Source organism: Arthrobacter sp. BE255 (assembly GCF_031457335.1).
Lineage (GTDB): Bacteria > Actinomycetota > Actinomycetes > Actinomycetales > Micrococcaceae > Arthrobacter.
The window spans coordinates 74,834-98,527 of sequence record NZ_JAVDWK010000008.1 but is presented as its reverse complement, the minus strand read 5'-3'; the positions used below and the strand labels follow the sequence as shown (position 1 = coordinate 98,527).

The 23,694-nt window shown below is 66.5% G+C and carries 25 protein-coding genes; 15 read left to right on the top strand and 10 right to left on the bottom strand.

Features of this window, described 5'->3' with window-relative positions:
• The first annotated feature begins 147 nt into the window (after positions 1 to 147).
• Complete coding sequence (gene rbfA, locus J2X42_RS14635) at positions 148 to 657, top strand: 30S ribosome-binding factor RbfA (RefSeq protein ID WP_310166334.1); 510 nt, start codon at positions 148 to 150, stop codon at positions 655 to 657.
• Positions 658 to 1,164: 507 nt separating this feature from the next.
• Here the strand turns inward: rbfA and J2X42_RS14630 are convergent.
• The 6 genes from J2X42_RS14630 to J2X42_RS14605 all read right to left on the bottom strand — a co-directional run bounded on the left by J2X42_RS14630 (position 1,165) and on the right by J2X42_RS14605 (position 7,019).
• Positions 1,165 to 2,394, bottom strand: a complete 1,230-nt coding sequence (locus J2X42_RS14630; RefSeq protein ID WP_310166331.1) for an FAD-dependent monooxygenase — start codon at positions 2,392 to 2,394, stop codon at positions 1,165 to 1,167.
• Between the two features lie 12 nt (positions 2,395 to 2,406).
• Positions 2,407 to 3,684, bottom strand: a complete 1,278-nt coding sequence (locus J2X42_RS14625; protein ID WP_310166329.1) for an NAD(P)H-binding protein — start codon at positions 3,682 to 3,684, stop codon at positions 2,407 to 2,409.
• A 62-nt stretch (positions 3,685 to 3,746) separates the two neighbouring features.
• Complete coding sequence (locus J2X42_RS14620) at positions 3,747 to 3,989, bottom strand: hypothetical protein (RefSeq protein ID WP_310166327.1); 243 nt, start codon at positions 3,987 to 3,989, stop codon at positions 3,747 to 3,749.
• 235 nt (positions 3,990 to 4,224) lie between these two features.
• Complete coding sequence (locus tag J2X42_RS14615; RefSeq protein ID WP_310166325.1) at positions 4,225 to 5,235, bottom strand: NAD(P)/FAD-dependent oxidoreductase; 1,011 nt, start codon at positions 5,233 to 5,235, stop codon at positions 4,225 to 4,227.
• A gap of 7 nt (positions 5,236 to 5,242) precedes the next feature.
• Complete coding sequence (locus J2X42_RS14610) at positions 5,243 to 6,118, bottom strand: alpha/beta hydrolase (protein ID WP_310166323.1); 876 nt, start codon at positions 6,116 to 6,118, stop codon at positions 5,243 to 5,245.
• A gap of 85 nt (positions 6,119 to 6,203) precedes the next feature.
• On the bottom strand, positions 6,204 to 7,019 hold the full coding sequence (locus tag J2X42_RS14605; protein ID WP_310166322.1) for an oxidoreductase: 816 nt from the start codon (positions 7,017 to 7,019) through the stop codon (positions 6,204 to 6,206).
• Positions 7,020 to 7,156: 137 nt separating this feature from the next.
• Here J2X42_RS14605 and J2X42_RS14600 point away from each other — a divergent pair, with 137 nt between their 5' ends.
• The 3 genes from J2X42_RS14600 to trxA all read left to right on the top strand — a co-directional run bounded on the left by J2X42_RS14600 (position 7,157) and on the right by trxA (position 8,852).
• Entirely contained in the window at positions 7,157 to 7,780 is a 624-nt protein-coding gene (locus tag J2X42_RS14600; protein WP_310166321.1) for a TetR/AcrR family transcriptional regulator, read from the top strand.
• Between the two features lie 114 nt (positions 7,781 to 7,894).
• Entirely contained in the window at positions 7,895 to 8,380 is a 486-nt protein-coding gene (locus J2X42_RS14595) for a nucleoside deaminase (protein ID WP_310166319.1), read from the top strand.
• A gap of 19 nt (positions 8,381 to 8,399) precedes the next feature.
• A complete protein-coding gene (gene trxA / locus J2X42_RS14590; RefSeq protein ID WP_310166317.1) occupies positions 8,400 to 8,852 on the top strand; it encodes a thioredoxin in 453 nt (150 codons plus the stop codon).
• Here the strand turns inward: trxA and J2X42_RS14585 are convergent.
• Positions 8,849 to 10,021, bottom strand: a complete 1,173-nt coding sequence (locus J2X42_RS14585) for a pyridoxal phosphate-dependent aminotransferase (RefSeq protein ID WP_310166316.1) — start codon at positions 10,019 to 10,021, stop codon at positions 8,849 to 8,851. The two genes, trxA and J2X42_RS14585, sit on opposite strands and share 4 nt — an antisense overlap.
• Before the next feature lie 70 nt (positions 10,022 to 10,091).
• Here J2X42_RS14585 and truB point away from each other — a divergent pair, with 70 nt between their 5' ends.
• The 10 genes from truB to J2X42_RS14535 all read left to right on the top strand — a co-directional run bounded on the left by truB (position 10,092) and on the right by J2X42_RS14535 (position 19,991).
• A complete protein-coding gene (truB, locus tag J2X42_RS14580) occupies positions 10,092 to 11,027 on the top strand; it encodes a tRNA pseudouridine(55) synthase TruB (RefSeq protein ID WP_310166314.1) in 936 nt (311 codons plus the stop codon).
• Between the two features lie 2 nt (positions 11,028 to 11,029).
• Positions 11,030 to 11,383 carry a hypothetical protein gene (locus J2X42_RS14575; RefSeq protein WP_310166312.1) on the top strand — a complete coding sequence of 118 codons (354 nt, stop codon included), beginning with the start codon at positions 11,030 to 11,032 and terminating at the stop codon, positions 11,381 to 11,383.
• A gap of 19 nt (positions 11,384 to 11,402) precedes the next feature.
• Positions 11,403 to 11,861, top strand: coding sequence for a hypothetical protein (locus tag J2X42_RS14570; RefSeq protein ID WP_310166308.1), 459 nt, complete (start codon positions 11,403 to 11,405; stop codon positions 11,859 to 11,861).
• 140 nt (positions 11,862 to 12,001) lie between these two features.
• Positions 12,002 to 12,985: a bifunctional riboflavin kinase/FAD synthetase gene (locus tag J2X42_RS14565; protein ID WP_310166306.1), complete on the top strand. Its 984-nt coding sequence runs from the start codon at positions 12,002 to 12,004 to the stop codon at positions 12,983 to 12,985.
• Between the two features lie 30 nt (positions 12,986 to 13,015).
• Positions 13,016 to 13,870, top strand: a complete 855-nt coding sequence (kynA, locus tag J2X42_RS14560; RefSeq protein WP_131132476.1) for a tryptophan 2,3-dioxygenase — start codon at positions 13,016 to 13,018, stop codon at positions 13,868 to 13,870.
• Positions 13,867 to 15,123: a kynureninase gene (gene kynU / locus J2X42_RS14555; RefSeq protein WP_310166302.1), complete on the top strand. Its 1,257-nt coding sequence runs from the start codon at positions 13,867 to 13,869 to the stop codon at positions 15,121 to 15,123. Before kynA ends, kynU begins: the two co-directional genes overlap by 4 nt.
• A gap of 140 nt (positions 15,124 to 15,263) precedes the next feature.
• Complete coding sequence (gene rpsO / locus J2X42_RS14550; protein ID WP_310166300.1) at positions 15,264 to 15,533, top strand: 30S ribosomal protein S15; 270 nt, start codon at positions 15,264 to 15,266, stop codon at positions 15,531 to 15,533.
• A 245-nt stretch (positions 15,534 to 15,778) separates the two neighbouring features.
• Positions 15,779 to 18,043 carry a polyribonucleotide nucleotidyltransferase gene (locus J2X42_RS14545; protein WP_310166516.1) on the top strand — a complete coding sequence of 755 codons (2,265 nt, stop codon included), beginning with the start codon at positions 15,779 to 15,781 and terminating at the stop codon, positions 18,041 to 18,043.
• A gap of 110 nt (positions 18,044 to 18,153) precedes the next feature.
• Positions 18,154 to 19,497 carry a pitrilysin family protein gene (locus J2X42_RS14540; RefSeq protein WP_310166297.1) on the top strand — a complete coding sequence of 448 codons (1,344 nt, stop codon included), beginning with the start codon at positions 18,154 to 18,156 and terminating at the stop codon, positions 19,495 to 19,497.
• Between the two features lie 32 nt (positions 19,498 to 19,529).
• Positions 19,530 to 19,991 carry a DUF1579 family protein gene (locus tag J2X42_RS14535; RefSeq protein WP_310166296.1) on the top strand — a complete coding sequence of 154 codons (462 nt, stop codon included), beginning with the start codon at positions 19,530 to 19,532 and terminating at the stop codon, positions 19,989 to 19,991.
• A gap of 76 nt (positions 19,992 to 20,067) precedes the next feature.
• Here J2X42_RS14535 and J2X42_RS14530 read toward each other — a convergent pair whose 3' ends face one another.
• Positions 20,068 to 20,349 carry a hypothetical protein gene (locus J2X42_RS14530; RefSeq protein ID WP_310166294.1) on the bottom strand — a complete coding sequence of 94 codons (282 nt, stop codon included), beginning with the start codon at positions 20,347 to 20,349 and terminating at the stop codon, positions 20,068 to 20,070.
• A gap of 156 nt (positions 20,350 to 20,505) precedes the next feature.
• Between J2X42_RS14530 and J2X42_RS14525 the strand changes: the two genes are divergently transcribed.
• Positions 20,506 to 21,675 (top strand): LuxR family transcriptional regulator, encoded by a 1,170-nt coding sequence (locus J2X42_RS14525; RefSeq protein WP_310166292.1) that lies wholly within the window; start codon positions 20,506 to 20,508, stop codon positions 21,673 to 21,675.
• Between the two features lie 31 nt (positions 21,676 to 21,706).
• On the opposite strand, the gene J2X42_RS14520 is transcribed toward J2X42_RS14525, so the two are convergent.
• Positions 21,707 to 23,269 (bottom strand): DUF222 domain-containing protein, encoded by a 1,563-nt coding sequence (locus J2X42_RS14520; RefSeq protein WP_310166290.1) that lies wholly within the window; start codon positions 23,267 to 23,269, stop codon positions 21,707 to 21,709.
• Positions 23,270 to 23,427: 158 nt separating this feature from the next.
• Complete coding sequence (locus J2X42_RS14515) at positions 23,428 to 23,694, bottom strand: MoaD/ThiS family protein (protein WP_310166286.1); 267 nt, start codon at positions 23,692 to 23,694, stop codon at positions 23,428 to 23,430.

The following is a 23,694-nucleotide window of genomic DNA, read 5'->3' as shown; positions in this document are numbered from 1 at the left end:
ACGACGGACGGCCAGCGATCTGCGATCGTTGGCCGTCCGTCTCCGGCAGGCCCGATGCCACTCCCGGGCCCCCTCAATCGCTGCGCGCGTCAGGTAGTAACGTCGCCTGAGCGCACCAACTTATCTACTTTTATCCAGGAGGATGTCATGGCCGATCCGGCCCGCGCTGCCAAGTTGGCGCAGCGGATTAAGGTTGTTGTTGCCGAGGCCCTGGGCCGGAAGGTTAAGGATCCCCGGCTTGAAGGCATCACTATTACCGATGCCCGGGTGACCAACGACCTGCAGCACGCCACCATCTACTACACGGTGTTCGGTGACCAGGCTGTCCAGGCGGATGCCGCCAAGGGGCTTGAGAAAGCCAAGGGTGTGCTGCGCCAGGAGGTGGGGCGCAACGTTACCGTTCGCCTGACGCCGACGCTGGAATTTGTGGCCGACCAGATTCCCGTGGTTGCCTCCAACCTCGAGGAGCTGCTTCGCGAAGCCAAGAAGCGCGACGCCGAGGTTGCCGCCCTGGCTGAGAAGGCCAAGCACGCCGGCGACGCCGATCCCTACAAGCGTGACGTGCCCGCCGATGTGGACATCGACGAGGACGACTTCGACGAAGAGGACCTTGACCTCACCGACGACGAAGAACTCGACGAAGACGGCAGCAAGTAGCCGTCTGACCACATCACGTGGATCACAGCAAGGCCCGGACTGCGGTATGAACTGCTCCCCGGAAGTTGGACTCTCAAATTGTCTCCACTTTAGCGGCCAGCGACCGGCTCTTCTGAGAAGGCTCCGTCCCCACTTGGGACGGAGCCTTCTTCGCGTGGCGGTATGCCCGTCGTCAACAGTGCTCCTTGGTCTGGTTGATCGAGCTTTCCTCTCCGGCGCCGACTGCGCCCACGCCGGCGTTGTTGACCAGGACGTCGATTCGACCAAACCGTTCGATCACCTTCTCGGCGGACGTTCGCGGCGTTGCGGCTCGTGCCGAGCACCCCGCAGCCGGCGTCTACGAGGGCGGACGCTGCCGCCCGCCCGATTCCTGAGAAGCGCCCGTCACGAGAGCCACCGAGGGAGCTGTCTGCACGTTGGTTCCTTTGGTTGTGGGCAAGATTCTATGTCGTGGCGCTGTGCGGGGCCGCCTGTGCTCAGGTCGACACGGTCCGCACCGGGTTGGTCTCACGCCGCAGCGGCGGCGATATCCAGACTTTTCATCCGCACGCCCGCACTATTGGTCCTCATCTTGGCGAGCAACCGGCCGGCGATCGGCAACCGGGCGAGGCGGATCATCGCGGTCCGAAGCAGCAACTCGGCGCGGTTGCCTGGGGTGAAGAAACTGCGCATGCTCACACCGCTGCCGAGGTGGTGGTCGACGAACGGGCGCAGATGGTCCTCCCAGTCCTGCAGCGCTCGTGGCACGTCATGCGGGTGGCGTTCGAGCATGGTGCCGAGCAGGTCGGCCCCGGCCAGGCCGGTGGATGCCCCCATGCCGGAGTAAACGGTCAGGCACCACGCGGCGTCACCGATTAGCACGACTCGGCCGCGGTACCAGTGGTCGAGGTACACCTGCTCGGCGGAGTCGAACAGGTGGTCCGGGGCCTTCTCGAACTGGTCGAGCAGCCAACCGAGCGTGGAGCCGGTGCGCTCGGGGCCGTAAGCAGCGCGCAGCGAGTCGATGGCTGGCCGCGTGAACTCGGCGTCCACGTCGTCGGTGCGGTAGGAGAGCAGCACAGTCGGCGGACGGTCAGCGAACGGGAACACCCACGCCGATCGGCCCTCCTCGGCCATGATCAGTCCGTCCTGTAGGCGGTAGCCGGGTACCGCCTCGGAAAGGCTGTACGCGGCGATCATGTAGTTCAGCCGACGGATCGGGCTCTGCTCGGGCTCGAACGCAAGCCGTCGCACCGTCGAGCGCAGTCCGTCTGCCCCGACCACCAGGTCGAACCGCTCGATGTTCGTCGTCTCCGTCGTCAGGTCGCGGATCTCTACGTCCACCCCGTCGAGGTACTGCTCCAGCGCGATCGGCACGGTCGAGTACCGGATCTCCACTTCGTCGGGCAGGGCGGTGAAGGCCGCGTCTTCGATGTCGCCCCGCAATACGAGTCGAGAACCGCCAAACACATCGGCGTAGCTTAGACCGCGCCGGCGCCGGCCCGTGCGGTCGACTTCATAGCTCACGGCTTCCGGAGCGACGCGATTCGGCACGGCATCGGCGATGCCCAGCCGTTCAGCGGCGGCGACCCCGGTCCCGAACAGAGCGATGAAGTATCCGCCGCGCCGCCGCTCGGGGGCCTTCTCCAGCACCACCACGTCCCAGCCCGCGCGATGCAGTCGCAGCGCGGAGGCGGTCCCGCTGATCCCGAGGCCGACCACCAGGGCCCGCTGTCGCAATGTCATGTTCTTGTCCATGGAATTGGGCGCTCAGAGGCTCGGGGCAGACGCCAGCTGGCGAAGGTTGGTGTTGTTCTGCAGTGCCCATCGCAAGGTCCGCGGTGGGCGCCCGAGGAGGGTTTCCAGCTGGTCGGAGAGGACGCCGTACCGACCGCTGGCGATCAGACGGGTCTGGATCCTCAGGTGCTCAGCCACGTGCCGGGCCGTAGCCGGATCGCCCAGGGACTCCTTCAGGACGGTCTCGTCGAGGAAGGCCTCGTTCCAAGCCTCCAGCTCCTCAGGGATGTAGACGATCTGGCGTCCCAGCGCGGCTGCGTAGTCCTCAGCGAACCCGTACATGTCCTTCAGCTCCGGGCCAGTGAGCTCGTAGGACTTCGAGATGTGCGGCGTGGGGTCGACCAGCATCGTCACGGACACCTCTGCCAGGTCGTGAACGGCGATGGGGGCGAGCCGCTGGTTGCCGAAAGGCAGGCGCAGCTCACCGTTGCTCAGCGGGCCCAGCTGCATCCAGGTCAGATGGGGGTTCTCGGCGAACAGGGTCGCGCGCACGTTGATGGTCGGGAGGCCGGACCAGTCCAGCACCCGCTCGCAGATCCAGTGCGCCCGCTGCTGCGGTGACCAGTCCGCGACCAGTCCGCCGAGCCAAGAACGCCGCTCTTCTTCCGGTGCGGTCATCTTCTCGAGCGTCATATATGACTGCTCGTAGTTGGATAAGTGCACGAAAGCCTCGATGTCGCCCTGGGCTCGTGCCGCCGCGGCCATCAAAGTGAGGGCGTCGGCGTAGTACGGCTGCGGGGTCATGCTGAAGTAGATGCGCTTGACACCCTTCAGCGCGGCGGCCACGTCCGCGGGTTTGAGCAGGTCGCCGACGAAGACGTCGGCCCCGGCCTCGCGCATCGACTGTGCTCGTTCGTCGTCCCGTCGCACGAACGCGCGCACCGGGTGGCCCTGTTCGAGCAGCATGTCGACCATCAGCCTGCTCACGCCGCCGATCTGGCCGCCGGCGCCGGTGATCAGAATGGGATTGCGTTCCGTCATTTGTGTGTTCTCCATCAGGTTGGGGTGAGTTGTAGTCGGAGGATGGGTTTTGGGGCGCGAGGATGTTTGGAGGAACAGTTCGAGCAGTGCCAGCAGAGTCTGGGGTGCGTCCCCGGTCGGGAAGTGGCCGGCGTCCGGGATCTCGACCACGGGCGCGTCGGGGTAGCTGAGCTTGAACGCGGGGATCACGTACTCGGGCAGCAGTGCGGTGTCCCGCATCCCGGCTGCAAGCATCGCCGGCAGGCCTCTCAAAGAGATGATGGCGTCCATCGGCGGAAGGCCGGGCTGAGGGCCCTCAAGGACCTGCCGGGGGACGCGATGACACCGCGGGCCTACGTCGGGGTCGGGAAGGGGCTGGAGTACGCGCGGATCCAGGTCGGCGTGGCGATCTCCGGTCGGGCGACGTGTTGCAGATCAATCATCAACTGGTCGATGGTGTGACCCGCGTTGCCGAGGATCTGCTCGAACGAACCGTCGGCCAGCGCCGACTGGGCCCACTGGAACCACCAACTTTCGGTGGCGTACTCTTTCATCAAACCCTCAATGCCCTCAGCGAGCGGCAGGACGGTGTTCACCGCGAAGATCCGTGAGACCCGGCCGGGATGACGCAACGCGAACCCGGTTCCGATGGGGCCGCCCCAGTCGCGGTCTACCAGGGTGATCCGTGAGATCGAGCGTGTCGACGAGCAACGATTCGAGATTCGAGATGTGCTCGCTTGCGTCGTAGGTCCGATTCTCGGGCGTCTCACTCTTGCCGAAGCCCATGATCTCGTGCCTTTAGGGGAGTGGGTGGTTTCGACGCCGGCGCGTTCAGACATGGGGTGTCGGGCTCGGTCCAGCCGCGTGCAGGGCCGCGTCGGTGTCCGCTATGGCCAGCATCCTGTTGATGTCGGCCCCGGCCAGTGCGCCGGCCGCTGCGGAGGCCCCGACCTGGGCGGTCAGATCGGTGGCGTTGCCGGCCACCCACACCCCGGGCACCTCGGTGATGCCGGCCGTGCCGGAGGCGAAACTGCGGCCCTTGTTCGGCAGGTCCTGCACGGGAAGGTGCAGACCTTCCAGGCCCTGGGCGCGGATCTGCAGCTGCGCGAGGACCGCGAGGACGCGGCGGGCCACGACCTGGCCGTCGGCCAGGCGCACCCCGGCGAGGGCGCCGTCGTCGTTGACGACCTCGGCGACCGGGGTGTCGATGACGCGGATGCCGCGGGCGGCGAAGCGGGCGCGGTTGTCCTCGTCCAGGTCGGTGCCGTGGGTGAAGTAGGTCAGGTCCTCGGTCAGCTGACGGTACAGATACGCGTGGGCGATGGAGACCGGGCCGGTGGCGAGGATACCGATGGGTTCGTCGCGTACCTCCCAGCCGTGGCAGTACGGGCAGTGCACCACGCTGTGCCCCCAGTGCTCGGCGAGCCCGGGCACGTCCGGCAGAACGTCGGTGAGGCCGGTGGCCACGAGGATGCGGCGGGCGGTGATACTGCGTCCGTCGGCGAGGGTGACGGTGAACCGCAAATCCCCGTCAGCGGAGGGGGCGGCAGGCTCAGCCGCGACCACCTCGCCGAGGACGATGCGTCCGCCGTAGTGGCGTACGTGCTCCCGTCCACTTCGAAGGATCTCGGACGGCGGCGTGCCGTCCAGGGCGAGGAGGCCGTGCACGGCTTCCGCTGGCGCGTTGCGGGGGTAGCCGCTGTCGATCACGACAACCGAGCGGCGGGAGCGGGCGAGGATCAGAGCGCCGTTCAGTCCTGCGGCGCCGCCGCCGACCACCACCGTGTCGATAGTGCCCTCGGCCAGTTCGTCGCTCGTGAATGGAGGAGTCGTCTCAGGCATGGTTTGGTCAGCCTTTCGGGTTCTGGACGGTCGTCGGGTTGGTTTCGCCGCGAGGGTCAAGTGAGCCACTCGCCACCCATGTCGCGATCCGTTCCGCGATTGCTTCGGGTGCTTCGATGTGCAGGAAGTGGCCGAGGTCGGGGACGACGGCGCGCACGTGCGGAGCGGCGTATCGATGCCGGTCATCGACGTTCGGGGGGAGGATGCAGTCGTCGTCTGCGCCGTGGATGTGCAGCAGGGGCACCGTGATGGGGTGGGACAGGCGGCGTGCAGCCTTCAGCATGCCCAGACGGGTCATCGCCCGGTAGTACTGGAGGGGCGCGGGAAAGCTCGCTCCGAGGTGCTCGTGTAGCTCCGCTTGGAGAGCCGGATCGAGCGACAGGCTTGGTGACCATTGACGCCAGAGGCGGTCGATGAGGGCGAAGTCGCGGGCTCGGGCGATCATGCCGCTTCCGGGAAGCTGGAAGAAGGCCATGTACCAGCTCCGGCGGAGCTGGGCGGGGCGAGGCCGGCCGATGAATGTGAGGGGGTGGGGGATAGCGAGCGTGACTGCGCGTTTGATGCGCTCCGGCGCGGTGACGGTGGTGTCGTACGTGATCAGAGCACCCCAGTCGTGACCAATGAGGTCCACCGGGCGCCGGGGAGACCACTGGTCGATCAGCGCAACCACGTCGCCGGTCAAGGATGCGAAATCGAATGGACCCGCGGTCGGGGACGGGGCGTACCCGCGAAGCCAGGGCGCGAGGACGTATCGACCCTGGCGGCCGAGCTCGGCGAGGAACGCCTTCGCCGTCGGCGGGTGGTCCGGGAACCCGTGCAGGAAGATCGTCGGTTGACCTGTGGGGTCACCGCCCTGCAGAGCGTGAAAAGTGCCATGCGGCAAGTCGAAAGTGACATGTTCGAAGTCCATATGTGTTGAGCCTGTTTCGAGAGTGGGCGGACGAGAGACGCTGGTGCTGGCTTCGGTGTCAGCTGGCCAGTTGGTTGAGCTTGCGGATTTGTGTGTCGAAGGTGCGCGAGGGCACGAACCGGCGCAGGAGGCTGACGCGTCCGGCCATCGAACCGGCGGTGTATCTGGGTGCGGGCTTGGAATCGGTGGAGGCCGCGACGATCACCCTTGCGACAACGTCGGGGTCGTCGGCGGTACGTAAGGCGGTGGCCAGTACGTCGCGCGCGATCTTCCGCTGAGCGGCGTAGACCGGCAGGGGTGAGTCCGGTGCCAGGCTGCTCGCCTCGAAACTCGTGCTTGTAAAGGCCGGCTCGACCAGCAGCACCCGGACGCCGTGCTCGCGAAGCTCGTGGTCGACGGACTCCGAGTAGCCCTCGACTGCGTGCTTGGTGGCGGCGTAGCTGGCCATGAAGGGGGCTGGGATTAGACCGAGTACCGAGGAGACGTTGACCACACGGCCCCTGCCCTTGGCGCGCATGTGAGGCAGTACGGCGTTTGTCATCCGCATCAGTCCGAAGACGTTGATGTCGAAGACCTCCTTGGTCTGGTTGATCGAGCTTTCCTCTCCGGCGCCGACTGCGCCCACGCCTGCGTTGTTGACCAGGACGTCGATTCGACCAAACCGTTCGATCACCTTCTCGACCAGGGAATGGACCGATTCGTCGCTGGCTACATCGAGATCGAGGAACGACACCCCGGCAAGCGGGCGGGCGTTCGCGGCGTTGCGGCTCGTGCCGACCACCGCGAAGCCGGCGTCTACGAGGGCGCGCGCTGCCGCCCGCCCGATTCCTGAGGAAGCGCCCGTCACGAGGGCCACCGGGGAAGCTGTCTGCATGTTGGTTCCTTCGGCTATAGGCGTGACTTCGCCGCGCCAGATGTGAGTTGCCAGACGTTTGTGTACTGAACAGTAAACAACGTAGGTGTTTCTGTACTGATTTGTCAACTACGACCGGTCTGCTCTACCTTGTATGTATGGCGAGACCACGAACCTTCGACCGCGACCATGTTCTCCATGCCGCCGAGCGGCAATTTCGCGAGTCGGGCTACAACGGCACGAGCGTCGACGACATCAGCGCAGCCACCGGCCTAGGCCGCGGCAGTCTCTATGCCGCTTTCGATGGAAAACACGGTGTGCTGATGCAAGCGATGGCCGGATACTTCGACCGGCTGGGAAACGTTCCGGCGAAGGTGCTCGCCGGCCCGGACGATGGCGCACTCGAACGCCTCCACGGCTATCTGCTCCGCGCCGTCCACGGGGTGCCTCTTGCCGACGATGTGCCCCCAGCTTCCGACCGGACAGCGGCTGCGTGCTTCGCGGGCAAGATGGCTCTGGAGATCGGCGCCTCCGACGCCGAGGTGCAGCGCATTGCTGCCGAGTGTTTTTCTGTGCTCGTGATGGCGGTGGCCGAGTGTGTGCGCGGGGCGCAGCGCAACGGAGACATCGACCCGGACGCGGATGCTGAAGATCTTGCATACCTCTTGCTGACCCTTATCCGCGGGACCGACGTCGTCGGTGCGTACGGCCACGATCCTGCCCGCTTGACCCAGATTGCGGAGAGCGCGTTCGCGTTGCTGCCTCGAGTGAGCCGCCGCTGAGTAGGGCGCAGCCGAGCGGCACTAGTCCTGCCGGCTGACGGCGTCGACGGAATTTCCCCCTATTGCGCCCCCTAATTGGCCCCGCATTCCGGGCGTCGTGGCTAGGATCAAGCTATGAGCCAGGCGAGCGACAACCACGATGCCACGCGATATCTGGAACAGGCCGTTGAGCTGGCCGTGAGGAACGTGGCCGACGGCGGTGGTCCCTTCGGTGCGCTGGTGGTCACTGCTGACGGCCGCGTCCACGAAGGCATCAACCGCGTCACCCGGGACCACGACCCCACCGCGCACGCCGAAGTGGTGGCGATCCGCGCCGCCGCCGCGGCCACAGCCCGCTTCGACCTGCGCGGGGCTGTCCTCTACACGAGTTGCGAGCCGTGCCCGCTGTGCCTGTCAGCGGCTCTTTGGGCCCGCATAGACCGCGTCTATTTCGCGGCAGACCGGCACGGTGCCGCGGCAGCCGGCTTCGACGATGCCGTGTTCTACGACTACTTCAGCGGCACCCGACCGGAACTGCTGCCGGTTGCCCAGGCCGCCGTGCCGACCTCGGACGCTCCGTTTGACGCATGGCGGAGAAATAAGCACCGCACCGACTACTGACCGGAAGGCAGGGAGCGCAGTGGAATCCCCAGCAGCGGAACCGACGCTTATCAAGTGCCCCAACTGCGGGAAGACCAACAGGGTTCCCGCCGCTGCAGCCGGCCACCCGCGCTGCGGCAGCTGCCGCCAGGACCTGCCCTGGGTCGTTAACGCCGGCGATGACGACTTCGCCACCGTGGCTGAACAGTCCCCGGTTCCGGCGCTCATCGACTTCTGGGCTGCCTGGTGCGGTCCCTGCCGGATGGTCAGCCCGGTGCTGGACAAGCTCGCCGTGGAGCGTGCAGGCCGGATCAAGCTCGTCAAGGTGGACGTTGACCGGGCCCCGCAGCTGTCCCGTCGATTCGACGTTCAGGCGATTCCCACACTGATGGTCATCGTCGGCGGAAAAGTGGTGGCCAGGCAGGCCGGAGCAGCGCCGGCCGCGGTCCTGCGTTCCTGGCTGGACGAGGCGCTGGCAGGCAGCCGCCGCTAAGCGGTCTGAACCGGCCCCGCCCGCTCCGGCAGCCGGCCAAGGCCCTCCACAAGCTCATCGCGCGCGCCACACAGCGCGATCCGCACCCATCCCTCGCCGATCGAGCCGAAGGCGGTTCCGGGCGCGAGTGCCACGCCCGAGCCGGCAAGGAAGCGCCGGACCCAGCCGCGGACGTCACCGCCGCTTGCGTGGGAGACGTCGGCCCACAGGTAGAACGCCCCCTGCGCCGTGAGGTACGGAATGTTCTTGGCATCAAGAACCGCCGAGGCGGCGTCGCGGTTGGCGCGGTAGTGGGCATGGGCGTGCCGGACGTAGTCCTGCGGGCCGGTCAGCGCCGCGAGCGCGGCGTACTGGGAGGGCGAGGCGACGCAGGAGACGATCGCCTCCATCACGTTGTTCATCGTCTGCTCCAGCCCGGGCGGGCAGACGAGGGCGCCGATCCGCAGGCCGGTCAGGCCGTACGTCTTGGACAGCGTCAGCGAGGTGAAGACGCGCGCCTCCCCGGGAACATCGCTGTCGAACCGCGCGGGGCTGACGTGGGGGACGTCGTACGTGAAGGCCTCGTAGCATTCATCGGAAATGATCCAGAGATCGTGCCGGCGGGCCAGCTCGACAAGCTGCCGGGTCAGGTCCTCGCCGAGTACCGCGCCCAGCGGATTGGAGGGCGAATTCAGGATGAGCACCCGCGTCCGGTCGGTGATGAGCGCCTCAATGTCCCCGATCCGGGGCTGGAAGTCATGCTCCGGATACAACGGGTACCCCACCGGGACGGCGTTGAGCAGCCGGCTGGTCATGGCGAACGTGGGGTAGCCGGGGTTGGGAATGAGGACCTCATCGCCGGGGGAGAGCAGCAGGCTCATGGCGAAGTGCAGGCCCTGCTGCGCGCCGTCCACCACGTACACGCGCTCTGCGCCTATGGCGCTGCCGGAACGTTCCCTGAACCGCGCCGCGAACGCCTCGCGAAGTGCGGGGATGCCGGCATTGGGCGTGTAGTTGGTCTCGTCCCGGTCCAGGCAAGTCATCCCGGCTTCCAGGATGTGGCGGGGGAGCGCGAAACCCGGTTCTCCAATGCTCAGCACGAGCGCCCCTGGAGTACGCCAGGCGGCCTCGGTGATTTCGCGGATCTGGTTGACGGGGACGTCACGCGCGTGCGCGGCAAGCTCAGGCATGGTTGCCATCCTAGCCGTGGCCCTGCCGGCGTGGGCCGGGGCCGCCGTCCGCGCCGATATACTGGGAAGCGTGCTTTCTGGACTGGTGATAGTGGACAAACCGCAGGGATGGACCAGCCATGATGTGGTTGGTCGGATGCGGCGCATCGCAGGAACCCGGAAAGTGGGGCACGCCGGGACCCTGGACCCCATGGCCACCGGCGTCCTGGTGGTCGGCATCAACAAGGCCACACGCCTGCTCACCTACATCGTGGGCACCTCCAAGACGTACACGGCCACCATCCGGCTGGGCCAGTCAACCATCACCGATGACGCCGAGGGCGAGGTTGTCGCCTCCGCCAGCGCCGCCGCCGTCACCGACGAAGCGATTCACGACGGCGTCGCGGCCCTCACCGGGCTGATCCAGCAGGTGCCCAGCAGCGTCAGCGCCATCAAGGTCAACGGCGAACGGGCCTACGCCCGGGTGCGCTCCGGCGAAGAGGTCAAGCTGGCTGCCCGCCCCGTCACCATCCACCGCTTCGAAGTCCATGGCATCAGCCGGGAAGCCGGCACGGGGACGGGCGAAGCCGCGGTACTGGACATCGACGTCACCGTGGAGTGCTCCTCCGGCACCTACATCCGCGCCCTGGCCCGCGACCTGGGGAACGCGCTGGGAGTCGGCGGCCACCTCACGGCGCTCCGCCGCACCCATGTGGGCCCCTACTCGCTGGATCAGGCACGGACGCTGGAGCAGCTGGCCGAGGACCTCCAGGTCCTCGAAATGTCGCAGGCCGCGCGCGCCCTGATGCCCAACCGCGAGCTCACAGCCGAAGAAACCACGGAGATCTCCTTCGGCCGCAGGATCGCGGCCGGCGCGGAAGCGGGAAGCCCCGGGGCCGCCACAGCCGATCATCCGGCCGCCGCGTTTGCCCCCGATGGCAGCCTGGTGGCCCTCCTGGCGGATTCCGGCAACTTCGCCAAGCCAGTGCTGGTGTTCGCGCCGGGCAACGGCGCCCGGGAGTCCTAGGCGTGGACGCATACTTCTACATCATCCTCGCCGTCGGCCTGATCTCCAGCGGCATCTGCCTGGTGGCCGGCATCCTGAAAAAGGCCCCGAACGACGTCACCATCCTGTCCGTGGCCGCCGTCGAACTCGCCCTGGTGGTCTACCTCGTGGGGTCCATCATCAGGGTCATCTCCGGCGAACCCATCGCGGGCGAAGCCTGGGAGTTCTGGGGCTACCTGGCCACCGCCATGCTCCTGCCTCCGGCCGCCGTGTACTGGTCCATCCTGGAACGGACCCGCTGGAGCAACTTTGTCCTGGCCGCCGTCGGGGTGACCGCCCTGGTGATGGCCGCCCGAATGAACCAGATCTGGTACTGAAGTGGAAGAAGCCCGCAACGTGAAAGCACCACATTCCGAAGCGACGCCGGACAAGGCGAATGCGTCCGCCAAAGACACCCGCAACACCGGCCCCGGCAGGCTCCTGATCGCCGTTTATGCGGTGTTCGCCATTTCCGCCACTGCCCGCGCCGGCTACCAGATCCTCACCAAGTTCTCCGAGGCGCCGCTGGCCTACCTGCTGTCCGCGTTTGCTGCCCTCGTGTACCTCGTGGCCACCGTCTCCCTGGCCAAACCCGGCCGCACCTGGTTCAAGGTATCGGTGGCCGCCGTGCTGGTGGAACTGGTCGGCGTCGTCGTCGTCGGGGCCCTAAGCCTCTTTGACCCGGTGCAGTTCCCGCACGAAACCGTGTGGTCGCTGTTCGGCCGGGGCTACGCCTTCATCCCGCTCCTGCTGCCGATCCTGGGCCTGGTGTGGCTGTACAGGCGCCGGCCGGGCAAACAGCGGGACACAGCCTAGTCCTTTCCAGCACGGCGCGGCCGCCCGCCACGGGCTGCCGCGCCGTCCGGAGGAGCCCGTGACAGCGGGTAATCTTAGAGAGTTCCGGCGCCGGTCAGGCGTCCGGGCATGTCAGTTGCAGGCAGTAAAAGGCGAGGGTGATGGTCTACATCTGGAACGATCCGTCCGAGGTCCCGGCGGACTTCGGTCCATCCGTTGTCACTTTCGGCAACTTCGACGGCGTCCACCGCGGCCACCAGCAGGTGCTGTCCCAGCTGATCCGGTCCGCCCGACGCAACGGCCTTAAAGCCGTAGCCGTGACGTTCGATCCGCACCCGGCCATGATCCACCGGCCGGAGTCCGCGCCCGAGATGATCATGGGCCTGCAGGACAAGCTGGAGGCGCTGGGGGAGCTGGGACTGGACGCGATCCTGGTGATGAAATACTCCCTGAACCTGGCCAGCCTGACCGCAGTGGAGTTCGTGGGCCAGGTCCTGGTGGACAGCCTTCACGCCAGCCACGTGGTGATCGGCCACGACGCCCGGTTCGGCCGGGGCAACTCCGGCGACCTGGACACCATGAAGCAGCTGGGCGGGAAGTTCGGGTTCGACGTCCAGGTCATCAGCGAGTTCGGCTCCGAGGGCTACCCCCTGCATGACGACGACGGCACGGACCGCCGCTGCTCGTCCACCTGGGTGCGCGAGGCCCTGCAGGAAGGCGACGTCGCCACAGCCGCTGAAGTGCTTGGCCGTCCGCACCGGATGCGCGGCGAAGTTGTGCACGGTGCCGCCCGCGGCCGCGCACTGGGATTCCCCACCGCGAACCTCGCCCACGAGGCGAGCGGCTTCATTCCCGCCGACGGCATTTACGCCGGCTGGCTCGTCGACCAGGCCGGAACCCGCTGGCCCGCTGCCATTTCCGTCGGGTCCAACCCCACGTTCGACGGCGTCAGCCGCCAGGTCGAGGCCCACGTGATCGACCGCCCCGATGAATCGGTGGAGGACTTCGATCTGTACGGCCAGACAGTAGTGGTGGAATTCGTGGCCAGGCTGCGGGGCATGGTGGCCTATCGTGGGCCTGAAGCACTGGTGGACCAGATGCGCCTGGACGTGGTGCAGGCCCACGATCTCCTGGTCCGCCGCTGACCGGAGCACCCGCCAGGAAAGGCAGCCGAAGTGACCGTCGAAAAGAACACCAGGAAACTGGACAAGGGCATTGTCCGTGACTTCAGTTCCCGGATGAGCTACGCCTCGTACCTGCAGCTGCCCACCCTGCTCAGCGCCCAGCAGCCGGTCAGCAAGCCCGAACACCACGACGAGCTGCTGTTCATCATCCAGCACCAGACCACCGAGCTGTGGCTGAAGCTGGTGCTGCACGAACTCCGCAGCGCCGCGGCCTGGCTACGGGCCGACGACCTCGGCTCCGCGCTCAAAGGCATCGCCAGGGTCAAGCACATCCAGAAGACGCTCACCGAGCAGTGGTCTGTCCTGGCCACCCTGACGCCCACGGAGTACTCCCAGTTCCGCGGCTTCCTGGGCAACTCGTCAGGGTTCCAGTCCAGCCAGTACCGGGCTGTGGAGTTTGTCCTCGGCAACAAGAACCGCAAGATGCTTCCCGTGTTCGAGTCCGACCCCGAAGCACACGCCATGCTGGAGGAATTGCTCCACGCCCCCAGCATCTACGACGAATTCCTGGCCTACCTCGCGCGGCAGGGTTTTGATGTGCCGCAGTCCGTCCTGGAGCGCGACGTCACCCGCGCCCACGAGTTCTGCCCGGAGCTGGTGCCGCTGTTCAAGCACATCTACGAAAACGCCGCCGACAACTGGGGAGCCTACGAGGCCTGCGAGGAACTCGTGGACCTTGAAGACAACTTCCAACTGTGGCGGTTCCGGCACCTGCGCACCGTGCAGCGGACCATCGGCATGAAGTCCGGAACCGGCGGTTCCAGCGGCGCCGCCTTCCTGCAGAAAGCGCTCGAGCTGACCTTCTTCCCGGAACTCTTTGCCGTCCGGACGGAGATCGGGCAGTGAGCGCCCTCCTTGCGCGCGGCGCGCAGCTGGACGCCGAGGACCCGCTGGCGTCCTACCGGGACCACTTCATTGGCACCGACACCGCACTGTCCTACCTGGACGGGAACTCCCTGGGCCGCCCGCTCAAGCGCACGCCGGAGGACATCAGCGACTTCATCCGCGACAGCTGGGGCGGGCGCCTGATCCGCGGCTGGGACGAGGAATGGCTGGACCTGCCGCACAGCATCGGGGACCAGCTGGGTCGCGCCGTCCTCGGTGCAGCCCCGGGCCAGACCATCATCGCCGACTCCACCACCGTGGTGCTTTACAAACTCATCCGCGCCGCACTGGCAGCAGTCGCTGACCCGGCCCGGACCGAAATCGTCCTGGACACGGACAACTTCCCCACGGACCGCTACCTCGTGGAGGGCATCGCCCGCGAGGAAGGACTGACGCTGCGGTGGATCGAATCCGATACTGCCTCCGGGGTGACCGTCGACCAGGTGAGGGCGGCAACCGGCCCGGGCACCGCCGTCGTACTTCTCAGCCAGGTCGCCTACCGCTCGGGGTTCCTTGCCGACCTGCCGGCCATTACTGCCGCCGTCCACGACGCCGGCGCGCTGGTGGTCTGGGACCTGTGCCATTCGGCGGGTTCGGTCGAGATCGACCTGGACGGTGCGGGCGTCGACTTCGCGGCCGGGTGCACGTATAAGTACCTCAACGGCGGCCCGGGCTCACCGGCGTTCGCCTACGTCAACAGCCGCCACCTGCCGGGGCTGCAGCAGCCGATCTGGGGCTGGATGGGCCGCAAGGACGCGTTCGAGATGGCCGCCGGGTACGAGGCAGCGCCGGGGATCCGGAGTTTCCTCAGCGGCACACCGGCGATTTTCGGGATGCTGGCGATGCGCGGCACCCTGGACCTCATCGAGGAGGCCGGGATGGCGGCCATCCGCGAAAAATCGGTGAAACTCACCGGCTTTGCGGTGGAGCTGTTCGAGGCGTGGCTGGAACCTCTCGGAGTGCGGCTGGCCTCGCCTCGGGACCCGCGGCAGCGGGGGAGCCACATCACTGTGGACCATCCGGCGTTCCGGGACGTGACGGCCGAACTGTGGGAACAGGATGTGATCCCCGATTTCCGCGCACCGCAGGGAATCCGGATTGGATTGTCGCCGCTGAGCACGTCCTTCGATGAAGTCCGCCGCGGGATGTGGGCCATCCGGGAACGGCTGGAAGGCCGTGGTTTCGACAACCCGCGCGGCATGCCGGTAAACTAAACGTTGGATCCGGCTGCAGTCCGTGGCGGCTGGCTCTTGCCATGTGCAGGAATTCCGGGGTTTTGCCTCGAATTCCGGCGCGGGCACACCCGGCAGTGAATTACTGATTCGGGCCTCACGGCACATCTCTAGGAGTTATTGTGGCACTTGACGCCGCTGTAAAGCAGTCCATCATCAAGGAATACGCAACTGGCGAAGGCGACACCGGTTCACCGGAGGTCCAGGTTGCAGTCCTGACTCAGCGGATCAAGGATCTCACTGAGCACATGAAGGAGCACAAGCACGACTTCCACACCCAGCGCGGTCTGCTGGCCATGGTTGGTCGTCGCAAGCGCATGCTCACCTACCTCAAGAAGACTGACATCGCCCGCTACCGTGCGCTCATCGAGCGTCTCGGCCTGCGCCGCTAGTCTGATTTAGGGGCGGCCCCTTCCGCGACGGAAAGGGCCGCCTTCTTCAGTAGAAAAACTAAACAGGAGGATCAACCGCATCACGCATTCGCGGTCCTCGGTAGTGATCCCCGGGAAGCTTCGTTGACTGAAGCCCGGCCCGTGGGTCTCGATCGATGACCGGGTGCAGTGCAGGCCAGTAGACAGATGCTGGCCTGGGTTGATGCGGCTGGACTTCCGTTAATCAAGAAACGGAGGTGACTCTCTTGGAGGGTCCCGAAATCCAGTTCTCAGAAGCAGTCATTGACAATGGCCGCTTTGGCAAGCGTGTAATCCGCTTCGAAACCGGCCGCCTTGCCAAGCAGGCAGCCGGCGCAGCCATGGTGTACATCGACGAAGACACCGCGCTGCTGTCCGCAACCACCGCCGGCAAGCACCCGCGCGAAGGCTTCGACTTCTTCCCGCTCACGGTTGACGTCGAAGAGCGCATGTACGCTGCCGGCCGAATCCCGGGTTCGTTCTTCCGCCGTGAAGGCCGCCCGTCCACCGAAGCCATCCTGGCCTGCCGCCTGATGGACCGTCCGCTGCGTCCCGCCTTCATCAAGGGCCTGCGCAACGAGGTCCAGATCGTGGTCACCGTCCTGGCGATCAACCCGGACGAGCTCTACGACGTGGTGGCCATCAACGCTTCCTCCATGTCCACCCAGCTCTCCGGCCTGCCCTTCTCCGGCCCGATCGGCGGCGTCCGTGTTGCCCTCGTCGCTGACGAGAACGGCTCGCAGTGGGTTGCTTTCCCGAAGCACTCCCAGCTGGAAAACTCCGTGTTCAACATGGTTGTTGCCGGCCGCATCGCCGGTGACGACGTCGCCATCATGATGGTCGAGGCCGAAGCCACGGACAACTCCTGGAACCTCATCAAGGAACAGGGCGCTACCGCTCCCACCGAAGAGGTTGTCTCCGAGGGCCTCGAGGCTGCCAAGCCGTTCATCAGGGCACTGTGCGACGCCCAGGCCGACCTCGCCGCCCGCGCTGCCAAGCCGACCGTCGAGTTCCCGGTCTTCCTCGACTACGAGGACGACGCCTACGCCGCTGTTGAGGCCGCCGCCGCCGAAAAGCTGGCTGCTGTCTTCCAGATCGCCGACAAGCAGGAGCGCGACACCGCTTCGGACGCACTCAAGGACGAGGTCACCTCTTCCCTGGCCGGCCAGTTCGAAGGCCGCGAGAAGGAGCTGTCCGCAGCATTCCGCTCGGTCACCAAGCACGTTGTGCGCCAGCGCATCCTCAAGGACCAGATCCGCATCGACGGCCGTGGCCTGACGGACATCCGCCAGCTCACCGCCGAGGTTGAGGTTCTGCCCCGCGTCCACGGTTCGGCCATCTTCGAACGCGGCGAGACCCAGATCATGGGTGTCACCACGCTGAACATGCTGAAGATGGAACAGCAGATCGACTCGCTGTCTCCCGTGACGCGCAAGCGCTACATGCACAACTACAACTTCCCTCCGTACTCCACCGGTGAGACCGGCCGCGTGGGCTCGCCCAAGCGCCGCGAAATCGGCCACGGTGCCCTGGCAGAGCGCGCCCTCGTGCCCGTGCTGCCGTCCCGCGAGGAATTCCCGTACGCCATCCGCCAGGTGTCTGAGGCTCTCAGCTCCAACGGTTCGACGTCGATGGGTTCCGTTTGTGCCTCCACCCTATCGATGCTGAACGCCGGTGTGCCCCTGAAGGCCGCCGTCGCCGGTATCGCCATGGGCCTGGTTTCCGACCAGGTTGACGGCCAGACCCGCTACGCAGCGCTGACCGACATCCTCGGCGCCGAAGATGCCTTCGGCGACATGGACTTCAAGGTTGCCGGTACGTCCGAGTTCGTCACGGCCATCCAGCTGGACACGAAGCTCGACGGCATCCCCGCCTCCGTGCTGGCAGCAGCACTGAAGCAGGCCCGCGAAGCCCGCCTGCACATCCTGGATGTCATCAACTCCGCGATCGACACCCCGGACGAGCTCTCCGAGTTCGCGCCGCGCGTCATCGCGGTCAAGATCCCGGTTGACAAGATCGGCGAGGTCATTGGGCCCAAGGGCAAGATGATCAACCAGATCCAGGAAGACACCGGCGCCGACATCTCCATCGAGGACGACGGCACGGTCTACATTGGCGCCACCAACGGTCCGTCTGCTGACGCAGCACGCTCCGCGATCAACGCCATTGCCAACCCGCAGGTTCCGGAAATCGGCGAGCGTTACCTGGGTACGGTCGTCAAGACCACCACCTTCGGTGCCTTCATTTCCCTGACCCCGGGCAAGGACGGCCTGCTGCACATCTCCGAGCTGCGCAAGCTGGCCAGCGGCAAGCGCGTGGACAACGTTGATGACGTTGTCTCCGTGGGCCAGAAGATCCAGGTGGAAATCACCAAGATCGATGACCGCGGAAAGCTGTCCCTGTCGCCCGTTGTGGCTGAAGAGGAAGGCGCCGGCGAGCCCGAGCGCGTTCACGCTTCCGCCGCGGCAGAGGGCGCTGCAGACTCCGAGTAATTCGGACCCTGCACCACACAGCATGAATCGGCGGGGCCGGTGGATGATCCACCGGCCCCGCCGCTGTTACGATGGCAGCCAGATCCGGCTGCCGCTCCCGAAAGGCTTCAATGACTGTTGTACCCCTGCCGCTAGAGCAGAACCAGCCCGGTGACACCTTCGTCCACGGATCCGACGGCGGCTCTGTCGTCAGGCGTTCGGTGCTCCCCGGCGGTGTTCGGGTGCTCACCGAGGCGATGCCGGGCCAGCGCTCGGCAACGATCGGCTTTTGGGTAGGGGTAGGGTCGCGCGATGAGGCCCCGGGACAGCACGGCTCCACGCATTTCCTTGAACACCTGCTGTTCAAGGGCACCAAGCGGCGCACCGCCCTGGAGATCGCCTCGGCGTTCGACGAGGTCGGCGGCGAATCCAACGCCGCCACCGCCAAGGAAAGCACCTGCTACTTCGCCCGTGTGCTGGACACCGACCTGCCCATGGCCATCGACGTCATTGCCGACATGATCACCGGCGCAGTCCTGGATCCGGCCGAAATGGAGCAGGAACGCGACGTCATCCTCGAGGAAATCGCCATGGACAGCGACGACCCCACGGACGTGGCGCACGAAAACTTTGTGGCGGCCGTGCTGGGCACGCACCCGCTGGGCCGCCCCATCGGCGGCACCCCCGCCGCTATCCGGGCCGTTGCCCGCGACTCCGTCTGGGAGCACTACCGCCGGTATTACCGCCCGGACGAGCTGGTCATCACCGCCGCCGGAGGCCTGGAGCACGACGTCGTGTGCGGCCTTGTGGTGGATGCGCTCCACGCCGCCGGCTGGTCACTGGAGCCCGACGCCGCTCCCGTGGAGCGGCGCTCCACCGATCGTGCCGAGATCACCGGCACGGCCGGCCTGCACGTGGTGAAGCGTGCGGTGGAGCAGGCCAACATCATCATGGGCTGCCCCACCATCGTGGCCACGGACGACCGGCGCTACGTCATGAGCGTACTCAACGCAGTCCTGGGCGGCGGCATGTCCTCGCGCCTTTTCCAGGAAATCCGGGAGAAGCGCGGCCTGGTGTACTCCACCTACTCCTTCGCTTCCTCCTACGCCGACGCCGGCTACTTCGGAATGTACGCCGGCTGCACGCCGTCGAAGGTCCGCCAGGTGCTGGACCTCCTCGGTGCCGAGCTGGACAAGCTGGCCGAAGGCGGGATTTCCGACGACGAGCTCCGCAAGGCCGTGGGCCAGCTCTGCGGCGGGATCGTCCTCGCCCTCGAGGACACCGGTTCCCGGATGTCCCGGCTGGGCCGTGCCGAACTGGTCTCCGGCGAGTACCAGGACATCGACGAAACCCTCCGGCTCATCAAGGCCGTCACGGCGCGTGAAGTCCAGGAGCTCGCCAGGGAGCTTGCCGCGGCGCCCCGGACCGTCACCGTCGTTGGCCCGTTTGAGGAAACCGAAACCTTCGGCCTCTGACCGGGACGGTACGTGCCCGCCATAATGGAGCTATGAACCGCCCGCAGCCGGGCACCGTGCATGCGGTGCTCGAAAACTTCCTGGGACACTGGCGCGGAACCACCCGGCTTGCGGCTTCCGCATGGGGACCTGAGCGCACCGCCACGGCGGAAGTGAGCTACACCCGGGCAGCCGGTGGCTACGCCGTGGTGCAAAGCTACCGGCACACGGAAGCGGACGGCACCCACTTTGAAGGCCACGGCGTGTTCACCATCGACCCCGACCACGACGACGTCCTCTGGTACTACGTGGACAGCATGGGGCTTCCGCCGGGAACGCCTGTCCGCTGCACTTGGGTGGACGGGGTCCTTCGCGTGGAGCGGCACAGCGACCGGGGAACTGCCCGCCATGCATTCCAGGTGGACAACGGCGTGCTCACGCACACCGCGGAGCTGCGCCTGGGGGACGCGCCGCATTTTGTACCGTTCATGGTGTCGGAGTGCCTCCGCGCCTGACCGGCCCTTCCCAGCGCGAACGTACACTTGCGGCCCTGCCCAGCGCGAACGTACACTTGCGGCCCTTCAGAGCGCCTCAGCCGGCGGATTCCACGATCCTTGTCTGCGGCGCGCCGGCCAGGGCAGGAGCAGCGAGAGGCGAGTTCCAGACCGTGGCCTTGAGGTTCGCCAGCAACTGCTGGGCCTGTTCGAGCCTGGCGAAGTCCAGTTCCACCACCACGTAGTGGGCGTCGTCCACGGGCCGGCCTATCCTGTGCGACACAACCCCGGAGGCGGCGCGGTTGAGAGGGTCGCGGTCAAAAGCGGCCTTCCACATCTCAAAGTCCTTGATGCTGTGTTCAATTTGCAGCGTGAACATTTCGATACTCTCCTCCTGGGGCTGATGCCGGTCCGGCACGCCATAAGATTTCATCGGCACTTCCCAAACTAGGCTCACGCTCTTACCGCCGGTATCCCAGAAATCTGGAGCCGCTGAGCCAACGTGGCTCGCCGATGTCGGGCGCATACTTGGGAAATGATTACCGGCTGGGGGCTGACCCGGAGCCTGGAGCGGATTCGGGCCCTGGGCGGTTCAACTGTGGATCATCAGTCGCTGCGCGCCGAGGTACTGGCCGAAGTGGGACGGGTTGTGCCGTTCGATGCCTTCGTCTGGCCGCTCTGTGATCCGGTGACAGCAACCGGCGTTGCACCCCGTGCCAGGATTCCCTGTCCGGAGGAGCTGCCGCTGCTGATCCGGCTGAAGTATTTGTCCCGACAGGCAAGGTGGACCGGCCTGGCACGTTCCGCGTCACCGGCTTCGACGTTGCTTCGCGACACCGGCGGCGATCCCTCCCGGAGCCCGCTCTGGGATGGCGTGATGAAGCGGTACGGAGTCGCCGATGTCCTCTCAGTGGTCTTTGCGGACAAGTACGGGTACTGGGGCTGGCTGGACCTCTGGCGGGTGGGTAGCAATGGCGCATTTTCCGAGTCGGAAGCCGGCTACCTTGCCGGCGTGGCAGGGGAGCTGACCCCTCTCTTGCGACGTTCGATTGCAAGTCAATTTGGACCGCCGGACGACGTCGAACACGGTCGGACCGACGCACCGGCGACGGAAGTTCCTTCAAAGACCGGACGTCCACGGAATGTGGCCCGCTTGGGGGAATTGCCCCCGCAGGCTGTCCTCACTTTGGACGAAGACTTGGCTGTGGTGGGTGAGACGGCGTCGACCAGCGACTGGCTCGAGTTACTCCAGCCTGGGCCGCGTCCGTATCAGGCCGTGCCGGCCGAGGTCTTGAATGTCGCTGCCCAGCTGCTGGCACGGGAGGCGGGCGTGGACGATCATGACGCTGCGGCCCGGGTTCACTTGGGCTCCGGCAGATGGGCATTCCTGAGGGCCAGCCGGATGGCGTCCGGAGTTTCCGGCGCAACCCCGCCCCTGGCCGTGACTATCCAGGAATGTCCTCCAGGGGCACGCCTGGACATGTTTGCGCGGTGTTTCGGCCTGACACCCAGGCAGAGGGAACTATTGGAGCTCGCGTCTGCGGGTGCGAGTACCGCGGCCATGGCCGCGTCGCAGGGAACAAGTGCCTACACAGTCCAGGACCAGTTCAAACAGATCTTTGAAAACTGTGGGGTCCGGACCCGCGCGTCATTGTTGGCCATGGCACTAGGAATCGTCGCTGGCGGGTCCGGCCCGCGACGATAGGGGTGGCAGCCCTGGCAACCTTCCGGCGGGGCTATGCGTCAGACAGCACGCCGGCGGGCAGCGCAGCGTCAGGCAGCGCCCGGCCTGGTTCGTGGTGTGCCAATTGGTCCAGGATCTGTTTGGGCCACTGGGGTGGTTCCCAGTCGGGGTGTTCGCTGTGGTAGCGGCGGCCGGTGGGTGAGGTCCAGCCGGGTGGTTGGTCTTTGGTGGCTTCGGTGGGTGTCCAAGTCGTGGAGTGTTTCAGCCTATGGTGTTTGCGGCACAGCGACTCAAGGTTGGTGATGCCGGTGGTGCCGCCGTCGGCCCAGGCGAGGAGGTGGTCGGCTTCGTTGTCCAGGGACTGGTTGCTGCAGCCGGGGAATGAACATTTGCTGTCGCGCATGTGCAGCCATTGGCGCATCGCGGGCGGGATGCGGTAGCTGTTGCGTCCGATTTCCAGTGGTGCGCCGTTGCGGGAGTCGGTCAGGACCCGATGGAACGAACTGGCACCCTCCGCGACGAGTTTGCGGGCCACGGAGGCGGGGATGGGGCCGTAGCCATCCAGCATCGCGGGTTCGCCGGTGAGGCCCATGAGCGCGAACACAGGTACCGTCACGAGTACCTGTGCCGCCGGAGACGGGACATGGCCCACGTCGACGCCTTCCGTGGCGGAAACCCGTCCGGCCAGGACATCGCCGCCGGTAGCCGCGTCTGCGGCCCGAACACCACCAGCCACACTCTCGTGGGCGCCAGCGGTCGTGGCGTCGCTGTTGCCGGTCCCAGTGGTGGTGAGGCCGGCGCTGAGGAGCAGTTTGGCGGCGATGTCGGCGCGGAGTTGGGTCATGGTCCGGTCCTCGGCGGGGCCCTGCAGGGCACGGGCGGCGGCGGTGACGCCGTTCCAGATCCCGGCGGCCTGGTCCGCGGGCAGGTACGCGGAGAGCCAGGCCATGCCGTCCCGGTCCGGGGCGTACTCCAGCCGCCGGTCCAGGACACTCTTGGCATGGCGTTTTTCGATGCTGACCGGGTGGTGGCGTTCGCGCCAGGTCCTGGCCTTTTGCCGGAACCGGGACGGGACCAGGTCACCGGCCGGGCAGCCTTGGTCCGGGTTGGGTGCGTCCGGGTCCAGGAAATGCGCCTCCAATGCGGCGGCCCCGGCGGGGTCGAGGCTGGTTGCTTCGTCGACCATGACCCTCGCGTGCTGCCAGGACATCAATCCCTGCTCCAAAGCGGCCTGGGTCAGCGGCAGCGTGGTGGTGAGTTGATGGGATTCGGCCAGGAGTGCTGATGCGGTCCGTTCGCTGACCGTCAGTGCACAGGCGACCTCAGCGACGACGCCCATCTCCCGGGCCAGGCGCTGATGCGGCTGTTCATCCGGAGCGGACATCGCCCGCATCGTCTCGGCGAACCCGGCGGCGAAGCGCACCTTCCTGGCGGCCAGCATCGCCTCAACCCGGGCCGTCTCTTCAAGACCCTCCAGGCATGCATCCGCCCGGTCACGGAGCGGGTCCGAACCCGTGTGCCCGGAGCGGCCCTCGCTGCGGGCTGCCAACACGGCAAGCGAAGCCATGGAAGCCATCATGGCCTCCACCGAATCCAGCTTAACTCCGCTTCCCATGCCCCCATCATCCTGCGAGGCACCAACAAAAACAGCGAAGCAACCACGCTATGTGGATAACCTCCGGCCGCTCCCACAAAGCCTTCTCCGGGACGGTTTGAGGTTGCCAGGCCGAGGGCCACAACTGCACGTTCGCGCGAGGCGGAAACGGAAGGTGCTTAGCCCCCGGCGAACGGCGGCAGGACGTCCACGACGTCCCCCGGCCCGAGTGCTACGGACCGGTCCCGCACAGCCACCTCATTGAGCAGGAAGCTGCTCCGGGACAGGATGCGTGGCAGGGGAGGGGTGCCGGCCGGCGGTTCGGGCCGGTGCACTGCCAGCACGGCTTCGAGCAGGGACTCCACCGTGGCGCCCGCGGGCAAGTCGAACTGCTCCTCTTCCACACCCGCAGCGGCGCGCGCGGCAGCGAAGTAACGTACGTTCAA

Coding starts and splice junctions, on each gene's coding strand:
- J2X42_RS14595 (WP_310166319.1), top strand. CDS start 7,895: ATGAGCCAGGCGAGCGACAACCACGATGCCACGCGATATCTGGAACAG.
- J2X42_RS14530 (WP_310166294.1), bottom strand. CDS start 20,349: ATGTTCACGCTGCAAATTGAACACAGCATCAAGGACTTTGAGATGTGG.
- J2X42_RS14520 (WP_310166290.1), bottom strand. CDS start 23,269: ATGGGAAGCGGAGTTAAGCTGGATTCGGTGGAGGCCATGATGGCTTCC.
- J2X42_RS14535 (WP_310166296.1), top strand. CDS start 19,530: ATGAACCGCCCGCAGCCGGGCACCGTGCATGCGGTGCTCGAAAACTTC.
- J2X42_RS14540 (WP_310166297.1), top strand. CDS start 18,154: ATGACTGTTGTACCCCTGCCGCTAGAGCAGAACCAGCCCGGTGACACC.
- J2X42_RS14615 (WP_310166325.1), bottom strand. CDS start 5,235: ATGCCTGAGACGACTCCTCCATTCACGAGCGACGAACTGGCCGAGGGC.
- J2X42_RS14605 (WP_310166322.1), bottom strand. CDS start 7,019: ATGCAGACAGCTTCCCCGGTGGCCCTCGTGACGGGCGCTTCCTCAGGA.
- J2X42_RS14565 (WP_310166306.1), top strand. CDS start 12,002: ATGGTCTACATCTGGAACGATCCGTCCGAGGTCCCGGCGGACTTCGGT.
- J2X42_RS14585 (WP_310166316.1), bottom strand. CDS start 10,021: ATGCCTGAGCTTGCCGCGCACGCGCGTGACGTCCCCGTCAACCAGATC.
- rbfA (WP_310166334.1), top strand. CDS start 148: ATGGCCGATCCGGCCCGCGCTGCCAAGTTGGCGCAGCGGATTAAGGTT.
- J2X42_RS14600 (WP_310166321.1), top strand. CDS start 7,157: ATGGCGAGACCACGAACCTTCGACCGCGACCATGTTCTCCATGCCGCC.
- J2X42_RS14525 (WP_310166292.1), top strand. CDS start 20,506: ATGATTACCGGCTGGGGGCTGACCCGGAGCCTGGAGCGGATTCGGGCC.
- J2X42_RS14630 (WP_310166331.1), bottom strand. CDS start 2,394: ATGGACAAGAACATGACATTGCGACAGCGGGCCCTGGTGGTCGGCCTC.
- J2X42_RS14625 (WP_310166329.1), bottom strand. CDS start 3,684: ATGGACGCCATCATCTCTTTGAGAGGCCTGCCGGCGATGCTTGCAGCC.